The sequence below is a fragment of the Duganella kummerowiae genome (genome assembly GCF_053572355.1).
The window spans coordinates 396,163-421,498 of record NZ_JBKFEH010000007.1; the positions used below are offsets into that span (position 1 = coordinate 396,163).

Consider the following 25,336-nt stretch of genomic DNA (forward strand, 5'->3'; position numbering starts at 1 on the left):
CGGAGACTGGTATGAATAGCATGTTTAATCGCAGCTGGCGTCACTTCGTGCTGCTGGCGCTGGGCGCGGCAGCCTGCTGCGCGCCGCTGCACGCGGCCGTCACGGCCGAGGAAGCGGCGCTACTGCGCACCACACTGACCCCGCTGGGCGCGGAAAAGGCAGGCAACAAGGATGGTTCGATTCCAGCATGGACCGGCGGCGTGACCACGCCGGTGGCCGGCTTCAAGAATGGCGGCCGGCGCGACGCCGACCCGTTCAGTGCCGAAAGGCCGCTGTACACCATCACGGCCAAAAACATGGACCAGTATGCGGACAAGCTGAGCGACGGCTCCAAGGCCATGCTCAAGAAGTATCCGGGCTATCGCATCGACGTCTATCCCTCGCACCGTTCGGCCGCCGCGCCGCAATGGGTGTACGAGAACACCGCAAAAAATGCGACGCGCGCCAGGCTCGATGACAAGCTGGTGACCACCGGCGCCTTTGGCGGCATACCGTTCCCTATCCCGAAATCCGGCGCCGAAGTCATGGCCAACCACCAGCTGCGCTGGCGCGGCGAGAGCTGGCAGTTCGAACAGCACGGCATCCTGGTCACGGCCGATGGCAAATCCGTGCTGACCGTGGATGGCGTGGGCGACCAGGGCATGCCCTACTACTACAAGGACAAGGGCCTGGACAAATACAATGGCGACTACTGGAACCTGCGCCTGATTAACACCGGGCCGCCGATACGCGCCGGTGAAGCCATCATGGGCCGCCTCAACCTGGACTCGGACAAGGACGTGACCTACGTTTACCTGGCCGGCCAGCGCCGCACCCGCAAGCTGCCCAACGCCTGCTGCGACACGCCCACCCCCGCCACCGCCGGGGTGATGAGCTTCGATGAACTGGAAGTGTTCAGCGGCCGGCTGGACCGCTTCGACTGGAAGCTGGCCGGGAAGAAGGAGCTGATCATCCCCTACAACACCAACAAGTCGCTGGCGCCTGCCAAGGATGCCGATGTGGTGGCGGGACGCCACCTCAATCCCGACCATGTGCGCTGGGAGCTGCACCGCGTGTGGGTGGTGGAAGCCACGCTCAAGGCCGGCCAGCGCCACGTAGCGCCCAAGGGCGTGTACTACGTGGACGAGGACAGCTGGATCGCCGTGCTGGGCGACCGCTGGGACGCCAAGGGCCAGCTGTGGAAAACCATGTGGCAGCTGCCGGTGCTGATGCCGGACGTGCCGGGCGTGGTGGCGCCCACCTTCGGCTTCTACGACCTGCTGTCCGGCGCCTGGTACGCCAACGACGTGATGAACGAGAAGGCCGCGCACTACAAGATCATGCCGCGCTATCCGGATTCCGTCTTCACGCCGGAAGCGCTGTCCGGCGGCGGCCTGCGCTGATGAGGGGAAGTGCGATGAAAGAATGGATGAGCGGCCTGCTGGCGCAGGCGGCGGCCGGACTGGTGCTGCTGGCCAGCGCCTACGTGGTGCATGCGGAGCCGGTGGCCGACCCGCTGCAGCGTCCCGCTGCGCCGGCGGTCCAGCCGGCGCGCCAGGTCATGCTGGGGCTGGCGCAGGCCGGCAAGCGCGCCGTTGCGGTCGGCGAGCGCGGGCTGATACTGCTGTCCGACGACGATGGCCGCCACTGGCGCCAGGCGGCGTCGCCGGTGTCCGTCACGCTGACCGCGGTCAGTTTCCCTTCGCCGCGCCAGGGCTGGGCCGTGGGCCACAGCGGCGTGGTGCTGCATACGGAGGATGGCGGCGAGCACTGGAAACGCCAGCTGGATGGCCACGCCATCATCGCGCTGCTCAAGCAGGCCGCCGATGCGGCGCCGGTCGATGCGGCGCTGGCGGCCGTCGCCGCGCAGTTCGCTGCCGACGGCGCCGACAAGCCGCTGCTGGACGTGCAGTTCAGCGATGGCGCCAATGGCTGGGTGGTGGGCGCCTACGGCCTGCTGCTGCGCACCACCGACGGCGGCCGCAGCTGGCAGCCGCTGATGCAGTGCCTGGATAATCCCAAGGGCCTGCACCTGTATGCGCTGGCAGTGCAGGGCGATACGGTCTGGGTGGCGGGCGAGCAGGGCATGCTGGCGCGCTCCGGCGACGGCGGCCAGCATTTCGAGCGCATCCAGGCGCCGTACCGCGGCACCTTCTTCACCTTGTCGCCGCTGGCCGATGGCGGCGTGCTGCTGGGCGGGCTGAAAGGTACGGCCTTGCGCGTCAGCGCCGCAGGCGACCGCTTCGAGCCGGTCACGGGGCTGCAGCCGGTCTCGCTGAGCGCCACGCTGACGCTGCGCGACGGCCGCCATGTGTACGCCAACCAGGCCGGCCAGCTGTACATCGGCGCCGGCCTGGGCGCGGCGCGCCTGGCCCAGCGCGGCGCCAGCCTGCCGCTCAGCGCACTGCTGCAGACGCCGGATGGCGCGCTGCTGGCGGCGGGCGCACATGGGGTCGACCGCGTCGTCCTGCAGGGAGATCCGCAATGAGCATACAGGTCAACAGCGGAGGTGACCAGCCGGTGGTGCGCACCCTGGCCGAATTCGATACCGGCTCCGGCAACTGGCTGGAGCGGCTGTTCTTCAACTACCGCATGGTGGTGATGGCGGTCTGCCTGGTGCTGACTGTGATGGCGGGCTGGCAGGCGACCCGGCTGCGCATCAATCCCAGCTTCGAGGCCATGATCCCGGCCAGCCATCCCTACATCGCCAACTACCTCAAGAACAAGAACGAGCTGGCGGGACTGGGCAACGCGGTGCGCATCGCGGTCGAGGCCAAACAGGGCAGCATCTACGATCCGGTCTATCTGGCCACGCTGCAGAAGCTGAACGACGAAGTATTCCTGCTGCCGGGCGTGGACCGCGCCTACATGAAATCGCTGTGGACCCCGTCCACGCGCTGGGTAGGGGTGACCGAGGATGGCATGGAGGGCGGTCCCGTGATCCCCAACGACTACGATGCCTCGCCGCGCAGCATCGCCCAGGTGGCGGCCAATGTGCAGCGTTCAGGCGAGGTCGGCCAGCTGGTTGCGCTCGATGGCAAGTCCAGCGTGCTGTACGTGCCGCTGCTGTCTGGCGGCCAGGGCATCGACTACGCGGCGCTGTCATCCAGCCTGGAGGATCTGCGCAGGAAGTACGACGCGCAGAACGTCACTCTGCACATCACCGGCTTTGCCAAGGTGGTGGGCGATTTGCTGGAAGGCCTGCGCCAGATCGTGCTGTTCTTTGCAGCCTCCATCCTGATCGCCTCGGCGGCGCTGTACTGGTACACGCGTTGCGTGCGCAGCACCGTGCTGGTGGTGTTGTGTTCCGTGGTGGCGGTGGTGTGGCAGCTGGGCGCGCTGCCTGTGATGGGTTATGGCCTCGATCCGTATTCGGTGCTGGTGCCGTTCCTGGTGTTCGCCATCGGCATGAGCCACGGTGCGCAGAAGATGAACGGCATCATGCAGGATATAGGACGCGGCACGCACCGGCTGGTGGCGGCGCGCTACACCTTCCGCCGCCTGTTCATGGCCGGATTGACGGCGCTGCTGTGCGACGCGGTCGGCTTCGCCGTGCTGATGCTGATCGATATCAAGGTGATCAGGGACCTGGCGGCCGTGGCCAGCATAGGCGTGGCGGTGCTGGTCTTCACCAACCTGATCCTGCTGCCGGTGCTGCTGTCCTACCTGGGCGTGAGCGAGCGGGCGGCGCGGCGCAGCCTGGAGACAGAGCTGGCCGAACCAGGGCGGATGTGGCGCGGGCTGGCGGCCTTCACGCAGCGCCGCTGGGCGCTGGCCGCGCTGGCGGTGTCGCTGCTGCTGGGTGCGGGCGGTTATGTGCTCAGCCTGCAGCTCAAGACTGGCGACCTCGATCCCGGCGCGGCCGAGCTGCGCGCGGATTCGCGCTACAACCGCGACCAGGCCTACATCGTCGCCAACTATGCGGCCAGCAGCGACGTGTTTGCCGTCATGGTCAAGGCCCCGGACGGCGCCTGCTCGGCCTACGACACCTTGATGAAGGTGGATGCGCTGGAATGGCAACTGCGCCAGCTGCCTGGCGTCGAGATCACCAATTCGCTGTCGCTGCTGAACCGGCGCGTGATGAGCGGGATGAACGAGGGCAGCCTGAAATGGTATGAACTGCTGCGCAACCAGACCTCGCTCAACATGGTGACGGCCGGCGCGCCGCGCGGCCTGTACAACGACAGCTGCAGCCTGCTGACGCTGTACGCCTACCTGCAGGACCACAAGGCCGACACCCTGGCGCGCGTGGTGGACACGGTGGAGCGCTTTGCCGCCGCCAACAACAGCAAGGACGTGCGCTTCGAGCTGGCCGCCGGCAGCGCCGGCATCGAGGCCGCCACCAACATCGTGGTGCGCGACGCCAGCCGCGCCATGCTGTACTGGGTGTATGGCGCCGTGATCCTGCTATGCCTGGTGACCTTCCGCTCCTGGCGCGCGGTGGTGTGCGCAGTGCTGCCGCTGATGCTGACCTCCATCCTGTGCGAGGCGCTGATGGTGGTGCTGGGCATAGGCGTCAAGGTGGCGACCTTGCCGGTGATCGCGCTCGGTGTCGGCATCGGCATCGACTACGCGCTGTACGTGATGAGCATCATGCTGTCGCGCATGCGGGCCGGCGACAGCCTGGAACAGGCCTACGCCAGCGCGCTGCGCTTCACGGGCAGGGTGGTGCTGCTGACGGGCGTGACCTTGGCGGTGGGTGTGGCGACATGGGCACTTTCCCCCATCAAATTCCAGGCCGACATGGGCATACTGCTGGCCTTCATGTTCCTTTGGAATATGGCGGGAGCGTTGATCCTGCTGCCGGCGCTGGCCAGCTTCCTGCTGCCCGCGCGGCGCCGCCAGCCCGGCATCGCTGCCGGCGCCGCGCCGCTACCCCAAGCCAGCGCCGGCGCCGCCTAGCATCCGGCGTCCACACCCGGTGTCGGTGTCCACACCCGGTGTCAGGTCTGCCAATAGTACATGAGCTCGCCTTAACGTGGCGGGCTCATGTACCAATGGCAGATCTGACACCGGGTTTTATGGACACAGGGTTTTATGTATTGGCGGCGTCAATACATTGAATCCGTATAAACCATTTTACGCATTGCTCCACGGTTCGTAAGCTAGGCCTTCATCATCATCAAGGCCTACACTATGTTCCGCTATTTCCCCACCAATTATGTCTGGAACCTGTCGGTGGACCTGTCCATCGAAATGGGCGCCCGCATCGGCGAGATCGAAGAGATGTGCGCTCCGCTGCAGGAAGCCGCCAGGCAGCCCGACGCCGCCGGCACCGCCGCCTTCCGTGCAACCTGGCAGCGCATGGCCGACAAGCTGTGCGGCCTGGCCGAGGAGGACGAGGCGCGCGGCCGCCTGCTCTCCGCCGGAGACAAGTACCTGCGCGCCGCCAACTACCTGCTGACCTGCGAACGCTTGCAGGCGCACGGCGCGCCCGGCCGCGTGGAACTGTACCAGCGCTTCCTGGAAGTGTTCGAGCGCGGCCTGCGCCTGTCCGGCGCCAAGTGCGACATCGTGCGCATCCCCTACGGCGACAGCTTCCTGAGCGGCCTCTATGTTCCCGCCGAGGGCGCGGAGGGCCCGGCGCCGCTGCTGGTGCAGGTCAACGGCCTCGATTCGACCAAGGAGATGAAATACCTGGTCGGCCTGCCCGGATGGCTGGCCAGGCGCGGCGTGGCCTCGCTGCTGGTGGACCAGCCGGGTACCGGCGACGCCCTGCGCCTGCGCGGCCTGACCGCGCGCTACGACAGCGAACACTGGGCCAGCAAGGTGGTCGACTGGCTGGAAACCCGCGCCGACGTCGATCCCAAGCGCATCGGCATGGAAGGCGTCTCGCTGGGCGGCTACTACTGCCCGCGCGCCGTGGCCTTCGAGCCGCGCTTCGCCGCCGGCGTGGTTTGGGGCGCCAATCACGACTGGCGCGACGTGCAGAAGAAGCGCCTGGCGCGCGAGGGCAACCTGCCGGTGCCGCACTACTGGGCCCACGTGTGCTGGGTCTGGGGCGCCAGGGATATCGACGATTTCATGCGCATCGCCGAAAACGTGCACCTGGACGGTGTGCTGGACCGCATCAAGGTGCCGTTCCTGGTCACCCACGGCGAGAAGGACTCGCAAATTCCGCTGCACTGGGCCGAGCGCACCTACGAACAGCTGGTCAACAGCCCCAAGCGCGAACTGAAGATCTTCACCAGCCGCGAAGGCGGCGTGCAGCACTCCAGCTTTGACAATTCCGCCAACGCCGGCGCCTACATCGCCGACTGGGTGGCCGAAACCCTGGGCGGCCGCACCCGCTGAACCCTGAACGAGAAAGAGAGACATGGACCATAACATCGACAATAACGTGGACAATAAGCCGATGAACATCATCGGACCGGACGCCCTGGTCTTCGGCGTCAACGACATGGCCACCTGCAGCCAGTATCTGATCGACTACGGCCTGCAGCAGGTGGGCGAATACCGCTACGAGGCGCTGGACGGCACCGCCATCATCCTGGCACGCGAAGACGATCCCTCGCTGCCGCCCGCCCTGCCCACCGCCAGCAAGCTGCGCAAGACCATCTACGGGGTGGCCGACCAGGCCAGCCTGGACGCCATCGCCGCCGAAATCGGCCGCGACCGCGAAGTGCGCCGGCTGCCGGACGGCTCCATCGAGGCGCAAGACAATGCCGGCTTCGTGCTGGGCTTCCAGCTGACCGTGCGCCGCCCGCTGGACCTGCCGGCGGAAACCGTGAACGCCCCCGGCGCGCCGGCGCAGCGCGGCGTCAACCGCGTCGCCGTGGACACCGGTGCCGTGCCACGCCCGCGCACCCTGTCGCATGTGGTGTACTTCGTGCCCGATGCCGCCGTGGCCGAGCAGTTCTATACCCGCATCGGCTTTGTCTGCACCGACCGTTTCGACAAGGTCGGTCCCTTCCTGCGCCCGGCCGGCACCCAGGACCACCACACCCTGTTCCTGATACAGACCCCGCCTTTCATGAAAGGCTGCGAACACTTCACCTTCCACATGGGCGGTCCCACCGAGGTGATGCTGGCCGGGACCCGCTTCGTGGAGAAGGGCTACCAGTCGTTCTGGGGACCGGGACGCCACCTGTTCGGCTCCAACTGGTTCTGGTACTTCAACAGCCCGCTGGGCTGCCACGTCGAGTACGACGCCGACATGGACCTGCACGACGAGGCATGGACCGCGCGCACCGCCCCCATGGGCGCCGACGCCTCCCAGCTGTTCCTGTTCCAGCAGCGCGAAAAGTGGGCGCCCGGCGGCCCTCCACCCCGGGCCGGAGCGGCGGAGGCCCACTGATGGCGCCATCCGCAAGGCTGTGCAGTGCGGATGAACTGAGGGAAGGCCACAGCATCGGCTTCGAGAACGTGGCCGGCCAGCCGTCCTTCTTCATCCTGCGACACCAGGGCAGGGCGTATGCCTACCGCGACGCCTGCCCGCATTACGGCGACACCCCGCTGGCCTGGCGCAAGGACGCATACCTGAACGCCGATGGCAGCCGCATCGTATGCGCCGCCCACGGCGCAGAGTTCGCGCCCGACACCGGGGTCTGCCTGCTCGGTCCCTGCCTGGGCGAAAAACTGATACCGGTCGCGCTGGACCAGGACGCCGACGGCGGCCTGCGCCTTGCCGCCACCTGACTACACATATGGAGACAACATCATGACAGCAGTGAAAAAAGCCCTGGTCGTGGGCGGAGGATTTTCCGGCATGGCCGCCGCCATCGAGATGCGCAAACATGGCATCGCAGTGGACCTGGTGGAGATAGACGCCGGCTGGCGGTCCTACGGCGCCGGCATCAGCCTGGGCGGGGCCACCCTGCGCGCTTTCGCCACGCTGGGCATCCTGGAGGATTTCCTCCGTCATGCCTATGGATCGGATGGGGTGGACCTGTACACCCCGGCCGGCATGCACATCGTCCGGATGCCGACCCCGCGCATCGCCGGCGCCGAGGTGCCGGGCGGCGCCGCCGTCATGCGACCGGTGCTGGCGCGCGTCATGGCCGAGGCGACCCGGGCCAACGGCGCCAATGTGCGCCTGGGCTGCAGCTTCAGCGCCATCGAACAGGACGACGATGGCGTCGCCGTCACCCTGACCGACGGTACGCGCCAGCGCTACGACCTGGTGGTGGGCGCGGACGGCCTGTATTCGCGCTTGCGCGGCTTGCTGTTCCCCGACGCGCCGGCGCCGCGTTACACCGGCCAGGGCGTGTGGCGCGCCGTGCTGCCGCGTCCCGCCGACCTGGTGCGCCCCGCCATGTGGATGGGCCAGAAGGTCAAGACCGGCGTTAATCCGGTCTCGCAGGACGAGATGTATCTGTTCGTGACCGAGGACCGCGAACGGCAGGCATACATTCCGCCCGCACAGCAGCCGGCCATCCTGGGCGATCTGCTGGCGCCGTTCCCGGCGCCGCTGATGCAGCAGATCCGCGAGCAGATCACGGACCGGTCGCAAGTGATTTACCGCCCGCTGGAAAGCCTGTTGCTGCCGCAGCCGTGGTTCGTGGGCAGGGTGGTGCTGATAGGCGACGCCGTGCACGCCACCACGCCGCACCTGGCCTCGGGCGCCTGCATCGGCATCGAGGACGGCCTGGTGCTGGCCGATGAACTGGCCAGGGCCAGCAGCGTCGCCGCGGCGCTGGAGGGCTTCCAGCAGCGCCGCTACCAGCGCTGCCGCATGGTGGTGGAAAATTCCGGCCGCCTGGGCGAGATCGAGATCACCGGCGGCGACAAGCAGGAACATGCCGACATCATGCGCGCATCGATGATGGCGCTGGCACAACCCATCTGAGCGGAGACGGCATGCACAAGAAACCCGTCTACCGCTTCGTCGACCTCTCCATCTACCTGGAGAACGATGTGCTGTCCGATCCGCCGCCGCTGGCGCCCAGGATCACCTACCAGACCCATGCCGACACGCTGCCCGAGTTCATGGCCATGCTGCCCGGGACCAAGGCGGAGGATTACCCGGATGGCGAGGCCGCGGCCGCCGAATGGGTCACGCTGACCACCCACAACGGCACCCATCTGGACGCGCCCTACCACTTCCACTCGACCATGGACGCCAGCCTGGGCGAGCGCAAGCCATCCATCACCATCGACGAGGTGCCGCTGGAGTGGTGCTTCCAGCCCGGCGTCAAGCTGGACTTCCGCCATTTCCCGGACGGCTACGTGGCCACCGCCGCCGACGTCGAGGCGGAACTCAAGCGCATAGGCTACCGGCTGCAGCCGCTGGACATCGTGGTGGTCAACACCCGCGCCGGTTCGCGCTACGGTAACAGCGATTACCTGGGCGCCGGCTGTGGCATGGGCTACGAAGCCACCATGTATTTGCTGGAGCGCGGCGTGCGCCTGACCGGCACCGACGCCTGGAGCTGGGACGCGCCATTCTCGTACACCGCCAAAAAAGTGGCCGAGACCGGCGACAAGTCGCTGATCTGGGAAGGCCACAAGGCCGGGCGCGACATCGGCTACTGCCATTTGGAGAAGCTGCACAACCTGGAGGCGCTGCCGCCGTTCGGCTTCACCATCAGCTGCTTCCCCCACAAGATACGACGCGCCTCGGCGGGCTGGACCCGCGCCGTCGCCATTTTTCAAGAGGACACCGTATGAGCTTTCCCCCCATACACCGTGTGGTGACCGCGCACGACGCCGACGGCAAGGCCATCGTCGCTTCCAGCGGTCCGCTTCCCCAGGTGGTCGAGGTGGCCGCCATCCCCGGCACCATCTTCCATGAAGTCTGGTCCACCTCGGCCAGCCCGGCGCCGGTCGACAATGGCGCTGACCCCACCCTGGGCCCGCTGGTGCTGCCCCCGCCCCACGGCGGCACGCGCATCCGCTTCGTCGACATCCCGCCCGATACCGAGGACCTGCTGGCGCACGGCGCCGCGCGCATGCATGACGCATTCACCCAGATTGGCGACGCCGCCGCCTCCACCGTGGCCGAGGATTCGCCGCACCCGCTGATGCACCGCACGGAGTCCATCGACTACGGCGTCGTCATCGAGGGCGAGCTGACCCTGGTGCTGGACCGGGGCGAGGTGCAGCTCAAGCCAGGCAGCGTGGTGGTCCAGCGCGGCACCAACCACGCCTGGGCCAACCGTTCCGGCAAGCCGTGCCGCATGCTGTTCGTGCTGGTCAGCGGCCGTTATGCGCCTGAACTGTCGCATCTTTCAAGCAAGGACTGAGCATGAAATTCGCCACTTTTGACGATGGCACGCCGGACGGCCGCCTGCTGCTGGTCTCGCGCGACCTGCGCCATGCGCTGGACGCCAGCTTTGTGGCACCGACCCTGCTGGCGGCGCTGCAGCGCTGGGAGCAGGTGCGCTCCGAACTGGAGCGCCTGTACCACAAGCTGAACGACGGCGAAGCGCGCGCCGCCACGCCCTTCGATCCGCAGCGCTGCCTGGCGCCGCTGCCGCGCGCGCCGCAATGGCTGGACGCCTCGGCCTTCCTCAACCACGGCAGGCTGATGGAACAGGCATTCAAGACCGAGCCGATACCGGACTTCGACACCATCCCCGTCATGTACCAGGGCGCCAGCGACGATTTCCTCGGTCCGCACGTGGACGTGCCGCTGCCCAGCGAGGCGGACGGCATCGATTTCGAGGGTGAATTCGGCGTCATTGTCGGACCCGTGCCCATGGCCGCCACGCCGCAGCAGGCGCTGGATGCGGTGCGGCTCATTGTACAGATCAACGACTGGAGCCTGCGCGCGCTGGGACCGCGCGAGATGAAAAGCGGCTTCGGCTTCCTGCAGGCCAAGCCGTCCACCAGCTTCGCGCCGGTGGCAGTCACGCCTGATGAACTGGGTGAGGCCTGGCGCGATGGCCGCGTGCGGTTGGCGCTGCGGGTGGAGCTGAACGGCGAGCGCTTCGGCAACCCGCACGGCGGCGAGATGCATTTCAGCTTCGGCCAGCTGGTGGCCCATGCGGCGCGCAGCCGCAAGCTGAGTGCGGGCAGCATTGTCGGTTCGGGCACGGTGTCGAATGTATCGCGGGCGGCGGGGTCGGCCTGCATCGCGGAGCGGCGCGTGATCGAGATCATCGACCAGGGCGCCCCTTCCACACCCTTCATGCGCTTCGGCGACCGGGTGCGCATGGAGGCCCAGGGCGCCGATGGCGGCCCCGGTCCCTTTGGCGTGATAGACCAGCAGGTGGTGGCATGCACGTCCTGATCACGGGCGCGGCCGGCTTTGTCGGCAGCGCCCTGTGCGCCAGGCTGCTGGCGGAGTCGCCGCCGGACCATAGTTTTACCTTGCTGGACATGTGCTTCGGCGTGCCGGCCACCGACCCCAGGGTGCGCCAGCTGGAGGGCAGCATAGCGGAGGAGGCGCTGCTGCGGCGCGCCTTCGAGCAGCCGGTGGACCTGGTCTATCACCTGGCCAGCGTGCCGGGTGGCGCGACGGAACGCGATTTCGCCCTGGGCATGGAAGTCAACCTGCAGGCCACCATCCGGTTGCTGGAGTGTGCGCGGCGGCAGGGGAGGGCGCCCGTGTTCGTGTTCGCCAGTTCCATTGCGGTGTACGGCGCCCCGCTGCCGTCATTGATAGACGACGCCACGCCGCTTCGTCCGCACCTGAGCTACGGCGCCCACAAGCTGGCGGCCGAGGTGCTGATACACGACTACAGCCGGCGCGGCTGGATCGATGGCCGCATCCTGCGCCTGCCCGGGATCGTGGCGCGGCCGCCGTCATCGTCCGGCCTGATCTCGGCCTTCATGAGCGACGTGTTCTGGAAGCTGGCGGCCGGCGAACGTTTCATTTGCCCGGTGTCGCCGGCCGCCACTTCCTGGTGGATGTCGGCCGCGTGCTGCGTGGACAACCTGCTGCACGCCGCTGCTTTAACGCAGGAACAGGCGTCGCAGCGGCGCGAATTCACGCTGCCGGTGCTGCGCCTGTCCATGGGCGAGGTGGTGGAAGGACTGGCGCGGCGCTATGGCGTGGACCGCCTGGCGCTGGTCGATTACCGTCCCGATGCCGCCATCGAAGCCGGCTTCGGCGCCCAGCCGCCGCTGGATGCCTCAGCGGCCGAGGTGTATGGCTTCCGTCACGACGGCACACTCAAGCAGCTGATCGAGGCTGCGCTGCGGCAGGACCGCAGCGCGCTACAATAGGGGAAATCAGCCATCCTTTTCCCATCATGTCATTGCCTTCCACCGAACTGCATTTGCGCAGCTACGACCACGTGCCCACGCCGGGCTGGCACCGCTACGCGCAGCTGGTGTTGCCCTTGCAGGGGCAGCTGGCCATGGACATCGGCGGCCGATATGGCAAGGTGAGCCCCTTGCAGGCTGCTTTCGTACGGCCCGAAACAGACCACATCCAGCATGCCGACGGCGTGAACCGTTCCCTGATCGTGGATTTCGATTTCGATGCGGTGCCGCCCGATACGGCGCAGCGGCTGCTGGAGCAGCCGTATCCGGCTATCGGCGCTGCGGCCGGCAAGCTGGTGGAGTTCATCAGCTTGATGCGCGAGCAGGGCGGCGCCGGGACCGGGACGCTGGCCAATTGGCTGCCGCTGCTGCTGGAGACGCTGGCCGGGCGACCGGCGCAGCCGGTGTCGCGCCTGTCCGCGCTGCTGGCCCATGTGGAAATGCACCTGGCGTCGCCGTGGAGCGCCGAGGCCATGGCGAAACATGGCAACCTGAGCGTCAGCCGCCTGCATGCGCTGTTCCGGGAGCAGCTCGATACCACGCCGCAGGCCTGGCTGACTAGTGTGCGGCTGCAGTGGGTGTGCCGCCGCTTGCGCGAGACGCGGCTGCCGATTGCGCAGCTGGCGCTGCAGGCGGGGTTTGCCGACCAGAGCGCGCTCACGCACGCCATGCGGCGCACCATGGACACCACGCCGGCGGCTTATCGCCGGGGGCTGGCGTAGGCTGCGGGAAGGTCAGGCTCAGCATGGATTCCTGCTTGCGCAGGAATGACGGCGTGGTCGCTCCTGTGCAGGCAGGAGCCCAAGCCGAGCGTGCATGGCCTGTTCAACGTGGCGTATGCAGCCAGCGAGCATGGGCAGTGCGGGCCAGCCAGTCCAGCGCGTAGCCCAATATACCGATGATGACGATCACCGCCATCAGCTCGGAATAGGCCAGCCGGTCGCGCGCGTCCAGGATGAAGTAGCCCAGGCCGGCCGACACGCCCAGCATCTCGGCCGGCACCAGCACGATCCAGATGATGCCTATCGCCAGCCGCAGCCCGGTCAGCACGTCGGCTGTGATCCCGGGCAGCACCACGCGCAGCACGGTTTCAGTACGGGTGGCGGACAGGCTGCGCGCCAGCAGCAGCCAGTTGGGATCGAGCCGCGCCACGCCGGCCGCCGTGTTGAGCACGATGGGCCACAGCGCCGCGAAGGCCAGCAGGAAGTACACCGGCGCGTCGCCCACGCCCAAGGTCATCACGGCCAGCGGCATCCACGACAGCGGCGACACCATGCGCAGCAGCTGGAACAATGGCATCACGGCGGCAGATACTCGCGCCGAACTGCCGACCAGCACCCCCAGCGGCACGCCCAGCAGGGCCGCTGCCGCCAGACCGACGCCGACCCGGCGCAGGCTCACGGCGATGTCGCGCCAGATGTCGGGCCCCTGCAGCAGCTGCAGCAGCGACCTGGCCGCCTCCAGCGGCGCGAAGGCGGAGGCGATAGGCGTGCCGGCCTGCAGGGCCGCCACGCCGGCCTCCCACAGCAGCAGCGCCGCCGCAAAGCCCAGCAGCGGCAGGCCGTAGCGCGCCTTGAAGCTGACCGCCATCGCTTACACCGCCACGATTTCGCTGCGCTGCAGGCTGGCCGGCAGGCCGAATACGCCGGGGCCGCCGACGGCGTCCATGGCCTTGCGCACGAAGCGGTCGTCCACCAGGTCGCGCGCGACGAAGGCCGGATCGAGCTTCTGCAGGAAGGCGGTATCGCCCTCCAGGCGCGAATTCTTCAGCGCCTGCACCATCTGCTGGGTGTAGGAGGGGAAGGGATAGGGCTGGAAGTCGATGCGGCGCTGGTTCCAGTCCTTGTGCGCCACGATGCCGCGCCGTTCGTAGTCGAAGTAGTCGGTCACCGCCAGCACCTTGGACAGCACTTGCAGCGTGTGCGGCGTGTAGCGGTGCGGGTCGCCATTGGACAGCAGGCGCGCCGTGTCGAGCTGGTTGGAGCGGGTCCACAGCTGGGCCTTGACGATGGCGTTGGTGACCCGCTGCGCCCATTCCGGACGGGTAGTGATGTCGCGCTCGGACAGGAAGGTCACGCAGCAGGCGTGGTTCTTCCAGGCGTCGCCCGAGAAGCGCAGGATCTGGCCCACGCCGGTGGTTTCCGCCAGGGCGTTGAAGGGCTCGGCCACGATGAAGCCGGAGATGGACTTGCTGGCCAGCGCAGACACCATCTCGGCCGGGGCCAGCACCACCAGGTTGACTTCCTTGGGACCGATGGACGCTTCGCGGCCCTTGGCCACCGGCGCCAGGCCGTTCTTGGCCAGGATCTGCTGCAGCAGGATGTTGTGGATCGAATACCAGAAAGGAATCGCGACGGTCTTGCCGCCCAGGTCGGAAACCCGGTTGATGTCCTTGGCCACTGTCAGGCCGGAACCATTGATGTGGTTCCAGGCCACCACCTTGGCCGGGAATTTGGCGCCGTAGCGCACCGACACCGTGGCCGGCGACAGCAGGTGGATCACGTTGACCTGGCCCGACACGAAGGCTTCGACGATCTGGGCCCAGCTGCGGAACAGGCGCGGCGCCTCGGCCTGCAGTCCTTCCGCCTCGAACAGCTTGCGGCCATGCGCCACCAGCAGCGGAGTGGCGTCCGTGATGGGCAGGTAGCCTATCTTGACCGGCTGGTCGTCGCCCTTGGGGCCTTGCTGGGCCATGGCGTCGCCGGCAAACAGCAGCGGCGAGGCAGCGCCGGCGGCGGTCAGGGCGGAAAAGCGCAGGAAGTCGCGCCGGGTCATGCCGCAGTCGCAGTCGGAGGAAGCGCAGACGTGGTAGGGATTCAATTCGGTCATGGCGTGGTGTCTTGTGTAGTGATGGGTAGTCGGTATTCGGTTCAGGCGGCGCGCTGGTCCAGCAGCGCCGCCAGGATGTCGGCGCGCAGCGCGGCCTCGGCGGCGCCATGGGCCAGGCGCGGACGGGCCAGGGCGTCCAGCTTCCACTCGCGCACGATGCGGCCCGGCTGGCCCCCCATCAGCACGATGCGGTCGCCGACCAGGATGGCTTCATCGATATCGTGGGTGACCAGCAGTACGGCGCTGTGCCAGCGGTGCACCACGTCGACCAGCAGGGTTTGCATCTCGGCGCGGGTGACGGCGTCCAGCGCGGAGAAGGGTTCGTCCGCAAACAGCAGCTCCGGCTGGCGCGCCAGGGCGCGGGCCAGGGCCACGCGCTGGGCCATGCCGCCGGACAGGGCGGCCGGATACTTTTTCTCGTGGCCGGACAGGCCGACGGCGGCCAGGGCCTGCCGCACGCGCTGTGCATGTTCCTCGCGGGTGATGGCGGGCTGGCGCGCGAAGTCCAGGCCGAAGCCGGCGTTGCCGGCCACGGTCAGCCAGGGCAGCAGGCTGGCTTGCTGGAACACCAACGCGCTGCGCGGGCTGGGTGCGCTCAAGGGCTGGCCGAGGAAGCGCACCTGGCCGGAGGAGGGGGGCTGCAGTCCGGCCAGCACCCGCAGCAGGGTGGACTTGCCGCAGCCGCTGCCGCCAAGCAGGCACACGATCTCGCGCGGGCGCACGGAAAGCGTGATGTCCGCGAAGGTCGCGCCGCGTCCCGGATAGGCGTAGCGCAGGGCCTCGGCCTGCAGCGCCAGGCTGGGTGCCGCCTGCGCCGTCATGGCTGGGCCGCTTCGAACTTGGCCAGCGCCGCCTGCAACTGGGTCAGGCTGGGCGTGATCACCGGGATGAAGGCCGATTCGCGCCAGCGCCGCGCGAAGCCATCCTGGTGTTCGTCCAGGTAGGCCAGGCCGCCCTTGGCCTGCAATTCCAGCATCAGGGCTTGCTGCACCGAACCGGCCAGGGCGATGCGCAGCCTGAACATGTCCGGCGCCTGGCGCACGAAGCGGCCGTCGGCCACGCCTTCCAGCAGGGTGGCGACCTGCTGCTCCAGCAGGTCGCGCGTGATGGCGACGCGCTCGCCCAGGTGGCCGCGGCTGCGCGAGGCGGCAAGGGCGGCCTGTGACAGGCTGGCGCGCGCCAGGCCGATCGACATGCCGCACTGCAGGCCCAGGAAGGCCGGGCGCACGGCCGGCAGCCAGCCCGGTGCGTCATCGCTGATGATGTCATCAGGGCCGATGTGCGCCTGTTCCAGCGCGATGGCCGCCGTGTGGCTGCCGCGCAGGGCGATCAGTTCCAGGTTGCCGCTGCGCTGCACGCCGGGCGCGCCGCTTTCAAACGCGACGATGGCCGGCGGCGCGCCATTCGCAGGCGAGACGGCGGCCGCCGCCACGAAGCGCTGCGGCCTCAGGTTGGTGACCCAGGCCAGTTTGCCGTCCAGGCGCCAGCCGCCGTCCTCTGGCGTGGCGTCGATTTGCAGCGTCTCCATCCCGGACAGGAATTTCATCGCGTTGGACAGGCCGGTGGCGCCGGCGACCTCGCCCTTCATCAGGGGCCGCAGCAAGCGCTCGCGCAGGGCCGTGTTCGGGCTTTGCAGCAGGTATTCGATGAAGCTGCGCTGGCTCCAGTAAACGAAGGCCGCCGTCACCGAGTGCTCGGCCACCCTGGCGATGGCCTGGATAGCGTCGCGCACGTCGCCGCCGCCACCGCCCAGGCGGGCCGGCACGCCCACCTCGAAACAGCCCTGGTCGGCCAGCGCCGGCATCACGGCGTCGGACAGGGCTTCGGATTGGTCCAGCGTGTCGGCGTGCTCGCGCAGCCAGTCGTACAGGGCCGCCATGCTCAGACCGCGCCCGGCAGGTAGGGCTGCAGCTGCGGGTTGACCGGGGTGCCGGCCAGGCTGTTGGCGAAATTGCACAGGGTGGCCAGGCTGATGCCCAGCACCACCTCCAGGGCCTGCTGCTGGTTGTAGCCGGCGGCCAGGAAGGCTTGCAGGTCGGCGTCGTCCACCGCGCCGCGGCGGGCAATGACGGCGGCGGCAAAGGCGGCCACGGCGTCGAACCGGGCGTCGCCGGTGGCGGCGCCGGTTTGCAGCGCACGCACGGTGTCCGGGGTTTGTTCAGCCTTCTTCAGGGCGATGGCGCTGTGGCCGGCCACGCAGAAATCGCAGCCGTGGATGCGGGCGGCCGTGATTTGCACCACTTCGCGTTCGGCCAGGGTCAGGCTGGCGCGGGCGTTGATGCCGGACACGGTCAGGTAGGTTTCCAGCGCCACCGGGGCGTTGGCCAGCACACCGATCAGGTTGGGCAGGTAGCCGTTGTTGGCGATGGCTTTTTCGACGTAGGGACGGCTGGCCTCGGGGGCGCTGCCCAGGGTATGCAGGGTGAGGCGCGACATGATGGATCCTTGTGTAGCGGGAAAGCTGAATTATCCCTTATTCCTGGCGGCGCATACAGCCCCATGCGAGCGAGGAGCCGGCCCTCGCCGGGCCGGTACGGCATGGTAGTGCCGGCGTATCGGGGGGCATGGGCGTGCGGTGGCGCATTGTATGCCCGCGACGGCGAGGCGGCCAGCCCGGAATCGGTATATGCATATGCGGAAAACACGTAACAGCCTGCGGCAAAAACGCAGTAGCCCGCCACAATACCGTGCCGCGCAGCCCTGCCATACTGGGCGCTTTCGGTCAGCGGGGAGTGGCGGGCGATGTGGCATGGCGTATTGTGCGGCCTGGGGGCGGGGGCGTTGTGGGGCATGGTGTTCATCCTGCCGCAATGGCTGGCGGCGTTTTCGCCCATGGAGCTGGCGGTGGGGCGCTACCTGGTCTATGGCCTGATCACGCTGGTGCTGCTGGCGCCGCGCTGGCCGGCGCTGATGGCCCGCCTCGGCGGCGCCGATTACGCGGCCCTGCTGCGCCACGCCCTGGCCGGCAACGTGGTCTATTACGTGCTGCTGTCGCTGGGCGTGCAGTTGGCCGGGGTGGCCGCCACCTCGCTCATCATCGGCCTGCTGCCGCTGTGCGTGACGGTGCTGGGCCGGCGCGAGCACGGCGCGCCGCCGCTGCGCATCCTGGCCTGGCCGCTGGCGCTGGTGGCGGCCGGCATGGCGTGCATGAATCTGGACCTGTTCCTGCATGCGCGCAGCGCGGACGTGCCGCTGCCGCGCATGGCGCTGGGTGTGCTGTGCGCCTGCGGCGCGCTGGCCTGCTGGTCCTGGTATGCGGTGGACAATGCCCGCTACCTCAAGCGCAACCCGCATTTCAGCAGCGCTGAGTGGTCGGGGCTGTACGGCGTGGCCAGCGGCCTGGTGGCGCTGCTGCTGGGGGCGGCGCTGCTGTACAGCAGGGGGCAGGCGCCAGCGGCGATGCAAGGGGTGCGGGACTGGAGCCGCTACTGGATGCTGGTCTCGCTGGTGGCGCTGGGGGCCTCGGTGATCGGCAACCAGCTATGGAACGTGGCCAGCCGCAGCGTGCCGGTGACCCTGGCCGGGCAGCTGATCCTGTTCGAGACCCTGTTTGCGCTGCTGTATGGCTACCTGCGCCAGCAGCATGGCCCGCGTCCGCTGGAGGCGCTGGCGATAGCGCTGCTGGTGGCGGGCGTGGCCTGGTCGGTGCGGGCCCATGCCGGCCACGCCGGGCAGCCGGCGTGACGATGCCGGTGTCGAGCCTTCAGGCCGGCGCCGCCGCGCGCCAGACGACGCGGTTGCGGCCGGCCTGCTTGGCCTGGTAGAGATGGGTGTCGGCCGCCGCGAACAGCTCGGCCGCGCTTTCGGCGCCGGCCGCGTCGCGGGTGGCCCCGCCCGCGCTGACGGTGAGCATGGGCGCGGCCAGCGAGGCCGCATGCGGGATGGCCAGGGCGGCGATGGCGTCGCACAGTGCCCGCACCATCTGCGCCGCCTGTGCGGCGTCGGTGTCCGGCATCAGCAGCACCAGTTCCTCGCCGCCGTAGCGCGCCGCCAGGTCGCCGGGGCGGCGCAGCAGGCTGGACGCGGTGCGGGCCACGGCGCGCAGTGCACGGTCGCCGGCCGGATGGCCGTAATGGTCGTTGTACTGCTTGAAGGAATCGATGTCCAGCAGGGCCAGCGAGAGCGGCTTGCCGGCGCGCTGGGCGCGCTGCCATTCGGCTTCGTACATCTCGTCGAAGCGGCGCCGGTTGGCCAGTTCGGTCAGGCCGTCCACGTGGGCCAGGTGCTCCAGCATGCGCCGCTGGCGCACCATCTGCAGGTGCAGGGCCACCCGCGCCATCACCACGGTGGCGTTGAAAGGCTTGGCGATGTAGTCGGCGGCGCCCATCTTGAGGCCGTTGGCCTCGTCCTCGGGCCGGTCCAGGCCGGAGATGAAGATCACCGAGATGTGCGCCGTCTGGAGGTCCTCGCGCAGCCGGCGCAGCACTTCGTAGCCATCCATGTCCGGCATCATCACGTCCAGCAGGATCAGGTCGGGGGCGTGGCGGCTGGCGCGCTCCAGCGCCTGCGCCCCGTTCTTGGCCAGCAGCACGGTGTACTCCGGCTTGAGCAGCTCGGCCAGCACCTGCCGGTTGATGGCGTCGTCGTCCGCCACCAGGACTTTTTGGACTCCCGCCAGGTTCATGCGTTTTCTTCCAGTGTCACGTCCAGCGCCCGGGCCAGGCGGGCCAGCGGCTCCAATGCCGCCCCGTATTCTATGTCCTCCACGGCGCGCGCGATCATGGCCAGCGCCCCGGCGTGGCGCCCGCCCAAACGCGCCCTGAGCTCCTGCAGCGCATCCTCGGCGCGGGCGTCGTCGCCGCGCAGGTGGGCTTCCAGCTGGCGCAGCAGGCTGGCCACGGCGGCTGGATCAGGGCCGGGTCCTGCCGGGGCCTGCTCCAGCGCCTGGGCCGCCGGCTGATCCAGCGCCTGCGCCAGTCCCGCCACCACCTGCTCCAGCGTGTCGGCCAGGCTCGGCGCCAGCGCCAGGGCCTGGTCCTGGTGGCCCAGGCGCAGCGCCTGTTCGATGCGGTCGGCCTGTTCCGCCAGGCCCGCTGCGCCGACATAGACGGCGGCCGCCTTGAGGTTGTGGGCCGTGCCTTGCAGCGTACCATAGTCGCCGCTGACTACGGCGCCGCGCACCGCCGCCGGGCCATCGCGGTATTCGCCGAGGAAGCCGCGCACGCGCTTGTGCAGGCGCGCCGGCTGGCGATCCACCAGGGCCAGGGCGCGCTGCCAGTCGACGCCGGGAACGGCCGGCAGTGGTGCGCCATCCGGCGCCATGGCGGCGCCGGCTTGGGCGGCGCCGCGCGCGCCGGCCTGCGCCGCGGGCGCGGACTGCGTCCCGGAGGGTGCGGCGCCAGACGGCGCGCCGCGCCCTGCCAGGCGCGCCGGCGGGATCCACTTGAGCAGGGCGCGGAACAGCAGGTCCGGATCGATGGGCTTGGTGATATGGTCGTTCATGCCGGCCGCCAGGCTGCGTTCGCGGTCGCCGGCCATGGCGTGCGCCGTCATGGCGATGATGGGCAGGTCCTGGAAGCGCTTCATGGCGCGGATCTGGCGGGTGGCCGTGAGGCCGTCCATTACCTGCATCTGGATGTCCATCAGCACCAGGTCGTAATCGCCTTCCTGCACCATGCGCACCGCCTCGCCGCCATGCACGGCGACGTCGATGCGGGCGTTGATGGCGGCCATGAAGTCCAGCGCCACCTCGCGGTTGTTGGCGTTGTCCTCCACCAGCAGGATGCGGGCGCCGTCCAGGCGCGACAGGTCGTGCAGCCCGCCCTCCGTGGCCAGGTCGCCGTCCTCCCGGGTGCGCAGTTCGGGACGCAGCACGTGCAGCAGGCTGTGGTAGAGCAGGGCCGGACCCACCGGCTTGGTCAGGAAGCCCTGCAAGGCCAGCTGGCCTTCCTGCTCCAGCACCGTCTCGCGGGTGCAGACGCTGACCATCAGAATGGCCGGCGGCGCCGTGAAGCGCTGGTCGGCCCGGATGCGGCGTATGGTTTCCACGCCATCCCAGCCCGGCATCAGGTAGTCCAGCAGCACCACCTGGTAGGGCTGGCCGGCTTCCACCGCGCGCGCCAGCATGGACAGGCATTGCTCGCCCGAAGAGGCGGCGTGCGCGTTGACGCCGTACGAACCCAGCATCTCGACCAGGGCCTCGCGCGCAGTGGCGCTGTCGTCCACCACCAGCACCCGCATCTGGTGCAGGTCGGCGGCCGGCGCCGGCACCGGCTCGCTGGTGGGATCGCCCAGGCCCAGGCGGGCGCTGAAGGTGAAGCGGCTGCCGACGCCGGGCGTGCTGGTGACGCTGATGACGCCACCCATCATTTCCACCAGCTGGCGCGAGATGGTCAGCCCCAGGCCGGTGCCGCCGTACTTGCGGGTGACGGAATTGTCGGCCTGGCTGAAGGCCTGGAACAGGCGCGACAGCTGCTCCTCGTCCATGCCGATGCCGGTGTCGCTGACGGAAAAGCGCAGGCTGATGCCGTCGGGCGAGCGCTCGGCCACGGTGACGGCCACCACGATCTCGCCCTGTTCGGTGAACTTGACGGCGTTGCTGGTCAGGTTGAGCAGGATCTGGCCCAGGCGCAGCGGGTCGCCCACCAGGCGCGCAGGGACGCCGCGCGCCACCCGGAACACCAGTTCCACCTTCTTGGCGTCGGTCTTGATGGCGGTCAGGCTGGACAGGTGATCCAGCAGCTCGTACAGGTCGAACGGGACTTTTTCCAGGGTCAGCTTGCCGGCCTCGATCTTGGACACGTCCAGGATGTCGTTGATGATGCCCAGCAGGTGCTCACCCGCGCCCAGTATCTTGCCCAGGTAGTTGCGCTGGGCCGGAGTGGGGTCGGTCATCAGGGCCAGCCGGCTCATGCCGATGATGGCGTTCATGGGGGTGCGGATTTCGTGGCTCATATTGGCCAGGAAGTCCGATTTCATGCGGGTGGCCGCCTCGGCGCGCAGCATGGCGCTTTGCATGGCCTTGGTGCGCAGGCCCAGGATGCGCATGAACACCAGCATGTCAACCGCGTTCCCCAGCTGGAGGGCGTGCATGGTCCAGAAGTTCGCGCCCAGCACGCCGCCTATGGTCATGGTCACCACCACCGAGGTGCTGAAGGCGATGCTCCAGCCGAACAGGAAGTAGACGCCGACGGCGTCGCCGCGCCGCGCACGCTGGAAGGCGCCCGGCAGCCCGAGCAGCATGGGCATGTTGCCGATGGTGCTGATGAAAATGACGGTGGCCGTGATCGAGATCAGCCCCAGGGTGAAGGCCGCGGCGACCAGCACGGCCATGATGGCGCCGCCCTTCATCAGGCGGCTGAAGGTGCGGTCCATGCCGGGCCGGGCCAAGGCCTGTTCCACGAACAGGTAGGCGCCGCAGGTGGCCATCAGCGAGAACAGGCTGCCCGAGTGGAAGCTCATCCAGGCGTTGTAGGGCCACAGGTATTGGCCGCCCAGGCCGAAGAACTCGACCGAGAACAGGGCCGTGCCCGAGATCAGCAGCGCGTACTTGCCGAACAGCGGTTCGCGCAGGTTGTACCAGTTGGCCACGCCGTACAGCACCAGGCACAGGCTCAGCCCCGCGAGCATCCCCTGCAGCATCTGCTCCGCCTGGCTGGACTGGTGGTAGGCCACGGGACGCGAGAACTTGATCGGCAGGATCATGGCGCCGCCGGTTTCTATGCGCAGGTAGACTTCGTAGCGGCGGCCCGGCTGCAGGTAGAGGGAGGCGGCCGGGGTGCGGCCGCCCAGCGCATAGCCTTGCGGCGGATGCAGGTTGCCCATCAGGGCGTGGTAGCGGGCCGCACCGGCGCCGCTGTCCACGTACATGTCGACCCGGTTCAGCACCGCGTAGTCGATATTCATGATCCAGGCCGCAGGCGCGGTGGCGGCCAGCGCCACCGGCACCCGCAGCCATAGCACTTCCTTGTGCACGCCCAGGGTGGCGTAGGCCGACCTGGGTGTTTCGAAGCGGCTGCGCGCGGCCAGCACGTCGGCGATGTTCATCTTGCCGCCCGGGTCGGCCAGCACCGTCACATAGGGCCAGGCTTCGCTTTCCTGCTGGCTGTCGTGCAGCAGCAGGGTGTCGCCGGCGGCGTGCGCGGGCGCTGGCGCCAGCAGCAGCGCGGTCACCAGGAAAAACAGCAGGGCGGGCAGCAGTGCCGGCAGCGGCAGCGCCAGGCGGTACGGGACGGAGCGCGCGGAACGGAGCATCATGCGTGGTTTTCCTGGCTGGCGGCGCGCAGGCGGCGGCCGGTCAGCCGGCCTTCCAGCTTGTTGACCCAGCCCGGCGCCTTGGGGTCCTGGTGCCAGCCGCGCGTGACGCTGCCGACCTGGTTGAGCAAGGCTTCCGGCAGCTTGAGCGGGCGGGTCTGGTCCATCAGCACCTTGACGGTGAACTGGTAGCCGACCACGCGGGTGACCATGCGGCACAGCGAGAACTCGGGGACGAACAGGCGCGCCACGCCGTCCACCAGGCGCACCAGGCCCAGGCCCAGCGTGAACAGCGCGCGCGAGAGCAGCGACACGCGGCCGTCGATGCCCAGGTCGCGCGAGCTTTGCGCACCGCACAGCTTGCGCGTTAACAGCACCGGGAAGGGCTTGAGCACCCGCAGCGGCAGTTCGTTTTCCATTTCCTGCATCAGGGCCGCGGCCAGGGCGGGACGGGGATCGGGCAGGTAGGGAGCGGCGCGGCCCTCGGCCTGCAGGCGCGCGAACAGCGTCCTGGCCTGGTCCATGGTGTGCGCCATCAGGTCCGGGCCGATTCCCAGCACGTGGCCGGTCACGTTCCAGGCATGCAAATAGGCTTCCTCGTCCTCGGGTTTCAGGCCTATGCCCAGGGTGCGCAGGCCGTCCAGGAACACGTAGTTAAAGGTCAGCAGCGTGTACGACAGCTCCTGCTGGTTGCAGGGCAGGCCGTAGCGTTCCACGTCCCAGCCGCGTGCGTACATGGCATGGTGCGCGCCCAGGCCCTGTGGCGGCAGGGCTGGAATGGCGCGCGTTGCACCGTTGTCCCAGGCCGTGTGCGGCGCGCCGCGCAGGATCAGGTTGCGGATGGTGGCGTGGATCAGGCGCACCTTGAGGATTTGCGCCAGGCCGCCGCCTTCCGGCGTGGTCAGCCCGCCCTTCATCATCACCGGGAAGATCATGGCGGCGGTGGAGCGGATGCGGTAGTCGGTGTGCTGCTCCAGCTGCCCGGCCACGTGCAGCACGCCGGCCAGGTCGGGATAGACATAGCATTGCGGCAGGCTGGCGCAAAACAGCAGGGTGCAGGACAGCATGCTCATTTCGAAGAACAGGGTTTCGGCCCGTTCTATCTTGGCGCAGTCGGCCCAGGCGGGCAGGGCCAGCCCGGCCGCCACGTAGTCGCGCAGCGCGTCCGCGATGTGCGGGGGCACCGAGGCATCCGGCTGCCATGCCTTCAGGCCGCCGTTGGTCTGCCACTGGGCCAGCTGCTGGTTGACGACGGCAATGTCGGCCCAGTGGCGCAGGTTATCCGAACTTTCGTCCCATGGGCCGAGGATGCGGGCGATGGTGTCGTCGGCCAGCGGATCGGCGCGCAGGATGGCGGCGGCCGTCATGCCGGGGTCCTGGACGCGGGCGCCTGCCAGCGGCTCAAACCGCACAGCGCCGTCACCAGCGGGATGCCCATCGCGAACAGGGCGATGGTGCGGGTTTCCACCGGGTGGCCATAGATGGACTGGAACACCATGGAGCCGGCGTACACCAGCAGCGGCACGATGGTGTGCTTGCGTTCCACCGGCAGCGGCGCCACCGGCGGCTTGTTATAGACGCTGAAGCGGAAGCCCATCACGATCACGAAGGACACGAACATCCAGCCGACAAAGCCCTGCAGCGTTTCGCCGAACCACCAGCCATCCTTCTTGGCCATGATCCAGGCCTCGAGCACGAACACCATGTAGGGATCGGCGCCCAGGTCGTAGGCCGTCACCAGGGCGGCGGCCAGGAAGGACATGGTCAGGCCCTGCAGCAGCGGGCGCGGATCGTCCACCGGGGTCTGCCACACCATCAGGTTGGACAGCACGTAGGCGGTGTAGGTCAGCGCGAACCACATCAGCGGGATGATCACGGGGACGTGGCCCAGGGTGGGACCCAGCACGTCGGTGTAGGTATAGCTGCCGAAGAACCAGCCGTAGGTGGCGCCCAGCTCCTCCGCGGTCCAGCCCACCACCACCGCGATGCCGACGAAGCGGGCCGCCGCCGCGCCGCCCAGCAAGTGGATGGCGCTGGTCCAGCAGCAGGCGAACATCACGATCGAGGACAGTATCAGCAGCGTGGTGGTGTCGGACTGTCCACGGGCGACGGTCACGGCGAAGAAGACTGCCAGCAGGGCGTAGGTGATGCGCGGGAGGTTGTTGAGCATCGGACGGTTTACTCT

General features: G+C 68.6%; 22 protein-coding genes. 13 read left to right on the top strand and 9 right to left on the bottom strand.

Features of this window, described 5'->3' with window-relative positions:
* Positions 1–11: 11 nt before the first annotated feature.
* The 12 genes from ACLB1G_RS07275 (at position 12) to ACLB1G_RS07330 (ending at position 12,851) form a co-directional block, all read left to right on the top strand.
* Positions 12–1,382: a DUF1329 domain-containing protein gene (locus tag ACLB1G_RS07275; protein WP_491626528.1), complete on the top strand. Its 1,371-nt coding sequence runs from the start codon at positions 12–14 to the stop codon at positions 1,380–1,382.
* A 14-nt stretch (positions 1,383–1,396) separates the two neighbouring features.
* A complete protein-coding gene (locus tag ACLB1G_RS07280) occupies positions 1,397–2,467 on the top strand; it encodes a WD40/YVTN/BNR-like repeat-containing protein (RefSeq protein ID WP_491626529.1) in 1,071 nt (356 codons plus the stop codon).
* Complete coding sequence (locus ACLB1G_RS07285; RefSeq protein ID WP_491626530.1) at positions 2,464–4,881, top strand: efflux RND transporter permease subunit; 2,418 nt, start codon at positions 2,464–2,466, stop codon at positions 4,879–4,881. Before ACLB1G_RS07280 ends, ACLB1G_RS07285 begins: the two co-directional genes overlap by 4 nt.
* Positions 4,882–5,115: 234 nt before the next feature.
* Entirely contained in the window at positions 5,116–6,273 is a 1,158-nt protein-coding gene (locus ACLB1G_RS07290) for an alpha/beta hydrolase family protein (RefSeq protein ID WP_491626531.1), read from the top strand.
* A gap of 61 nt (positions 6,274–6,334) precedes the next feature.
* Positions 6,335–7,276, top strand: coding sequence for a VOC family protein (locus ACLB1G_RS07295; RefSeq protein WP_491626635.1), 942 nt, complete (start codon positions 6,335–6,337; stop codon positions 7,274–7,276).
* Positions 7,276–7,617 carry a Rieske (2Fe-2S) protein gene (locus ACLB1G_RS07300; protein ID WP_491626532.1) on the top strand — a complete coding sequence of 114 codons (342 nt, stop codon included), beginning with the start codon at positions 7,276–7,278 and terminating at the stop codon, positions 7,615–7,617. Before ACLB1G_RS07295 ends, ACLB1G_RS07300 begins: the two co-directional genes overlap by 1 nt.
* 19 nt (positions 7,618–7,636) lie before the next feature.
* Entirely contained in the window at positions 7,637–8,767 is a 1,131-nt protein-coding gene (locus tag ACLB1G_RS07305; protein ID WP_491626636.1) for an FAD-dependent oxidoreductase, read from the top strand.
* An 11-nt stretch (positions 8,768–8,778) separates the two neighbouring features.
* On the top strand, positions 8,779–9,588 hold the full coding sequence (locus ACLB1G_RS07310; RefSeq protein WP_491626533.1) for a cyclase family protein: 810 nt from the start codon (positions 8,779–8,781) through the stop codon (positions 9,586–9,588).
* A complete protein-coding gene (locus ACLB1G_RS07315) occupies positions 9,585–10,163 on the top strand; it encodes a cupin domain-containing protein (RefSeq protein WP_491626534.1) in 579 nt (192 codons plus the stop codon). Before ACLB1G_RS07310 ends, ACLB1G_RS07315 begins: the two co-directional genes overlap by 4 nt.
* 2 nt (positions 10,164–10,165) lie before the next feature.
* Complete coding sequence (locus ACLB1G_RS07320) at positions 10,166–11,152, top strand: fumarylacetoacetate hydrolase family protein (protein WP_491626535.1); 987 nt, start codon at positions 10,166–10,168, stop codon at positions 11,150–11,152.
* Positions 11,140–12,090, top strand: coding sequence for an NAD-dependent epimerase/dehydratase family protein (locus ACLB1G_RS07325; RefSeq protein WP_491626536.1), 951 nt, complete (start codon positions 11,140–11,142; stop codon positions 12,088–12,090). Before ACLB1G_RS07320 ends, ACLB1G_RS07325 begins: the two co-directional genes overlap by 13 nt.
* A gap of 26 nt (positions 12,091–12,116) precedes the next feature.
* Positions 12,117–12,851 carry a helix-turn-helix domain-containing protein gene (locus ACLB1G_RS07330; RefSeq protein ID WP_491626537.1) on the top strand — a complete coding sequence of 245 codons (735 nt, stop codon included), beginning with the start codon at positions 12,117–12,119 and terminating at the stop codon, positions 12,849–12,851.
* 103 nt (positions 12,852–12,954) lie between these two features.
* Here the strand turns inward: ACLB1G_RS07330 and ACLB1G_RS07335 are convergent, their stop codons facing one another.
* The 5 genes from ACLB1G_RS07335 to ACLB1G_RS07355 are packed head-to-tail and all read right to left on the bottom strand — an operon-like array spanning position 12,955 to position 17,394.
* Positions 12,955–13,719, bottom strand: coding sequence for an ABC transporter permease (locus tag ACLB1G_RS07335; protein WP_491626538.1), 765 nt, complete (start codon positions 13,717–13,719; stop codon positions 12,955–12,957).
* 3 nt (positions 13,720–13,722) lie between these two features.
* Positions 13,723–14,958 carry an ABC transporter substrate-binding protein gene (locus tag ACLB1G_RS07340; RefSeq protein ID WP_491626539.1) on the bottom strand — a complete coding sequence of 412 codons (1,236 nt, stop codon included), beginning with the start codon at positions 14,956–14,958 and terminating at the stop codon, positions 13,723–13,725.
* A gap of 41 nt (positions 14,959–14,999) precedes the next feature.
* A complete protein-coding gene (locus tag ACLB1G_RS07345) occupies positions 15,000–15,779 on the bottom strand; it encodes an ABC transporter ATP-binding protein (protein ID WP_491626540.1) in 780 nt (259 codons plus the stop codon).
* Entirely contained in the window at positions 15,776–16,837 is a 1,062-nt protein-coding gene (locus tag ACLB1G_RS07350; RefSeq protein WP_491626541.1) for an acyl-CoA dehydrogenase family protein, read from the bottom strand. The genes ACLB1G_RS07345 and ACLB1G_RS07350 overlap by 4 nt, the downstream gene beginning before the upstream one ends.
* Positions 16,838–16,839: 2 nt before the next feature.
* Complete coding sequence (locus tag ACLB1G_RS07355; protein WP_491626542.1) at positions 16,840–17,394, bottom strand: carboxymuconolactone decarboxylase family protein; 555 nt, start codon at positions 17,392–17,394, stop codon at positions 16,840–16,842.
* 306 nt (positions 17,395–17,700) lie between these two features.
* Between ACLB1G_RS07355 and ACLB1G_RS07360 the strand changes: the two genes are divergently transcribed.
* Entirely contained in the window at positions 17,701–18,642 is a 942-nt protein-coding gene (locus ACLB1G_RS07360; protein ID WP_491626543.1) for a DMT family transporter, read from the top strand.
* A gap of 19 nt (positions 18,643–18,661) precedes the next feature.
* On the opposite strand, the gene ACLB1G_RS07365 is transcribed toward ACLB1G_RS07360, so the two are convergent.
* From ACLB1G_RS07365 to ACLB1G_RS07380, 4 genes are read right to left on the bottom strand one after another with little or no spacing between them, the layout of a single operon-like run.
* Positions 18,662–19,582: a diguanylate cyclase domain-containing protein gene (locus ACLB1G_RS07365; RefSeq protein WP_491626544.1), complete on the bottom strand. Its 921-nt coding sequence runs from the start codon at positions 19,580–19,582 to the stop codon at positions 18,662–18,664.
* The gene (locus ACLB1G_RS07370) at positions 19,579–23,154 is read right to left on the bottom strand and encodes a hybrid sensor histidine kinase/response regulator (protein ID WP_491626545.1); all 3,576 of its coding nucleotides are present in this window, start codon (positions 23,152–23,154) and stop codon (positions 19,579–19,581) included. The genes ACLB1G_RS07365 and ACLB1G_RS07370 overlap by 4 nt, the downstream gene beginning before the upstream one ends.
* Positions 23,151–24,518, bottom strand: a complete 1,368-nt coding sequence (locus tag ACLB1G_RS07375) for an oxygenase MpaB family protein (protein ID WP_491626546.1) — start codon at positions 24,516–24,518, stop codon at positions 23,151–23,153. Before ACLB1G_RS07375 ends, ACLB1G_RS07370 begins: the two co-directional genes overlap by 4 nt.
* Positions 24,515–25,321, bottom strand: a complete 807-nt coding sequence (locus ACLB1G_RS07380) for a carotenoid biosynthesis protein (protein ID WP_491626547.1) — start codon at positions 25,319–25,321, stop codon at positions 24,515–24,517. Before ACLB1G_RS07380 ends, ACLB1G_RS07375 begins: the two co-directional genes overlap by 4 nt.
* Between the last annotated feature and the right edge of the window lie 15 nt (positions 25,322–25,336).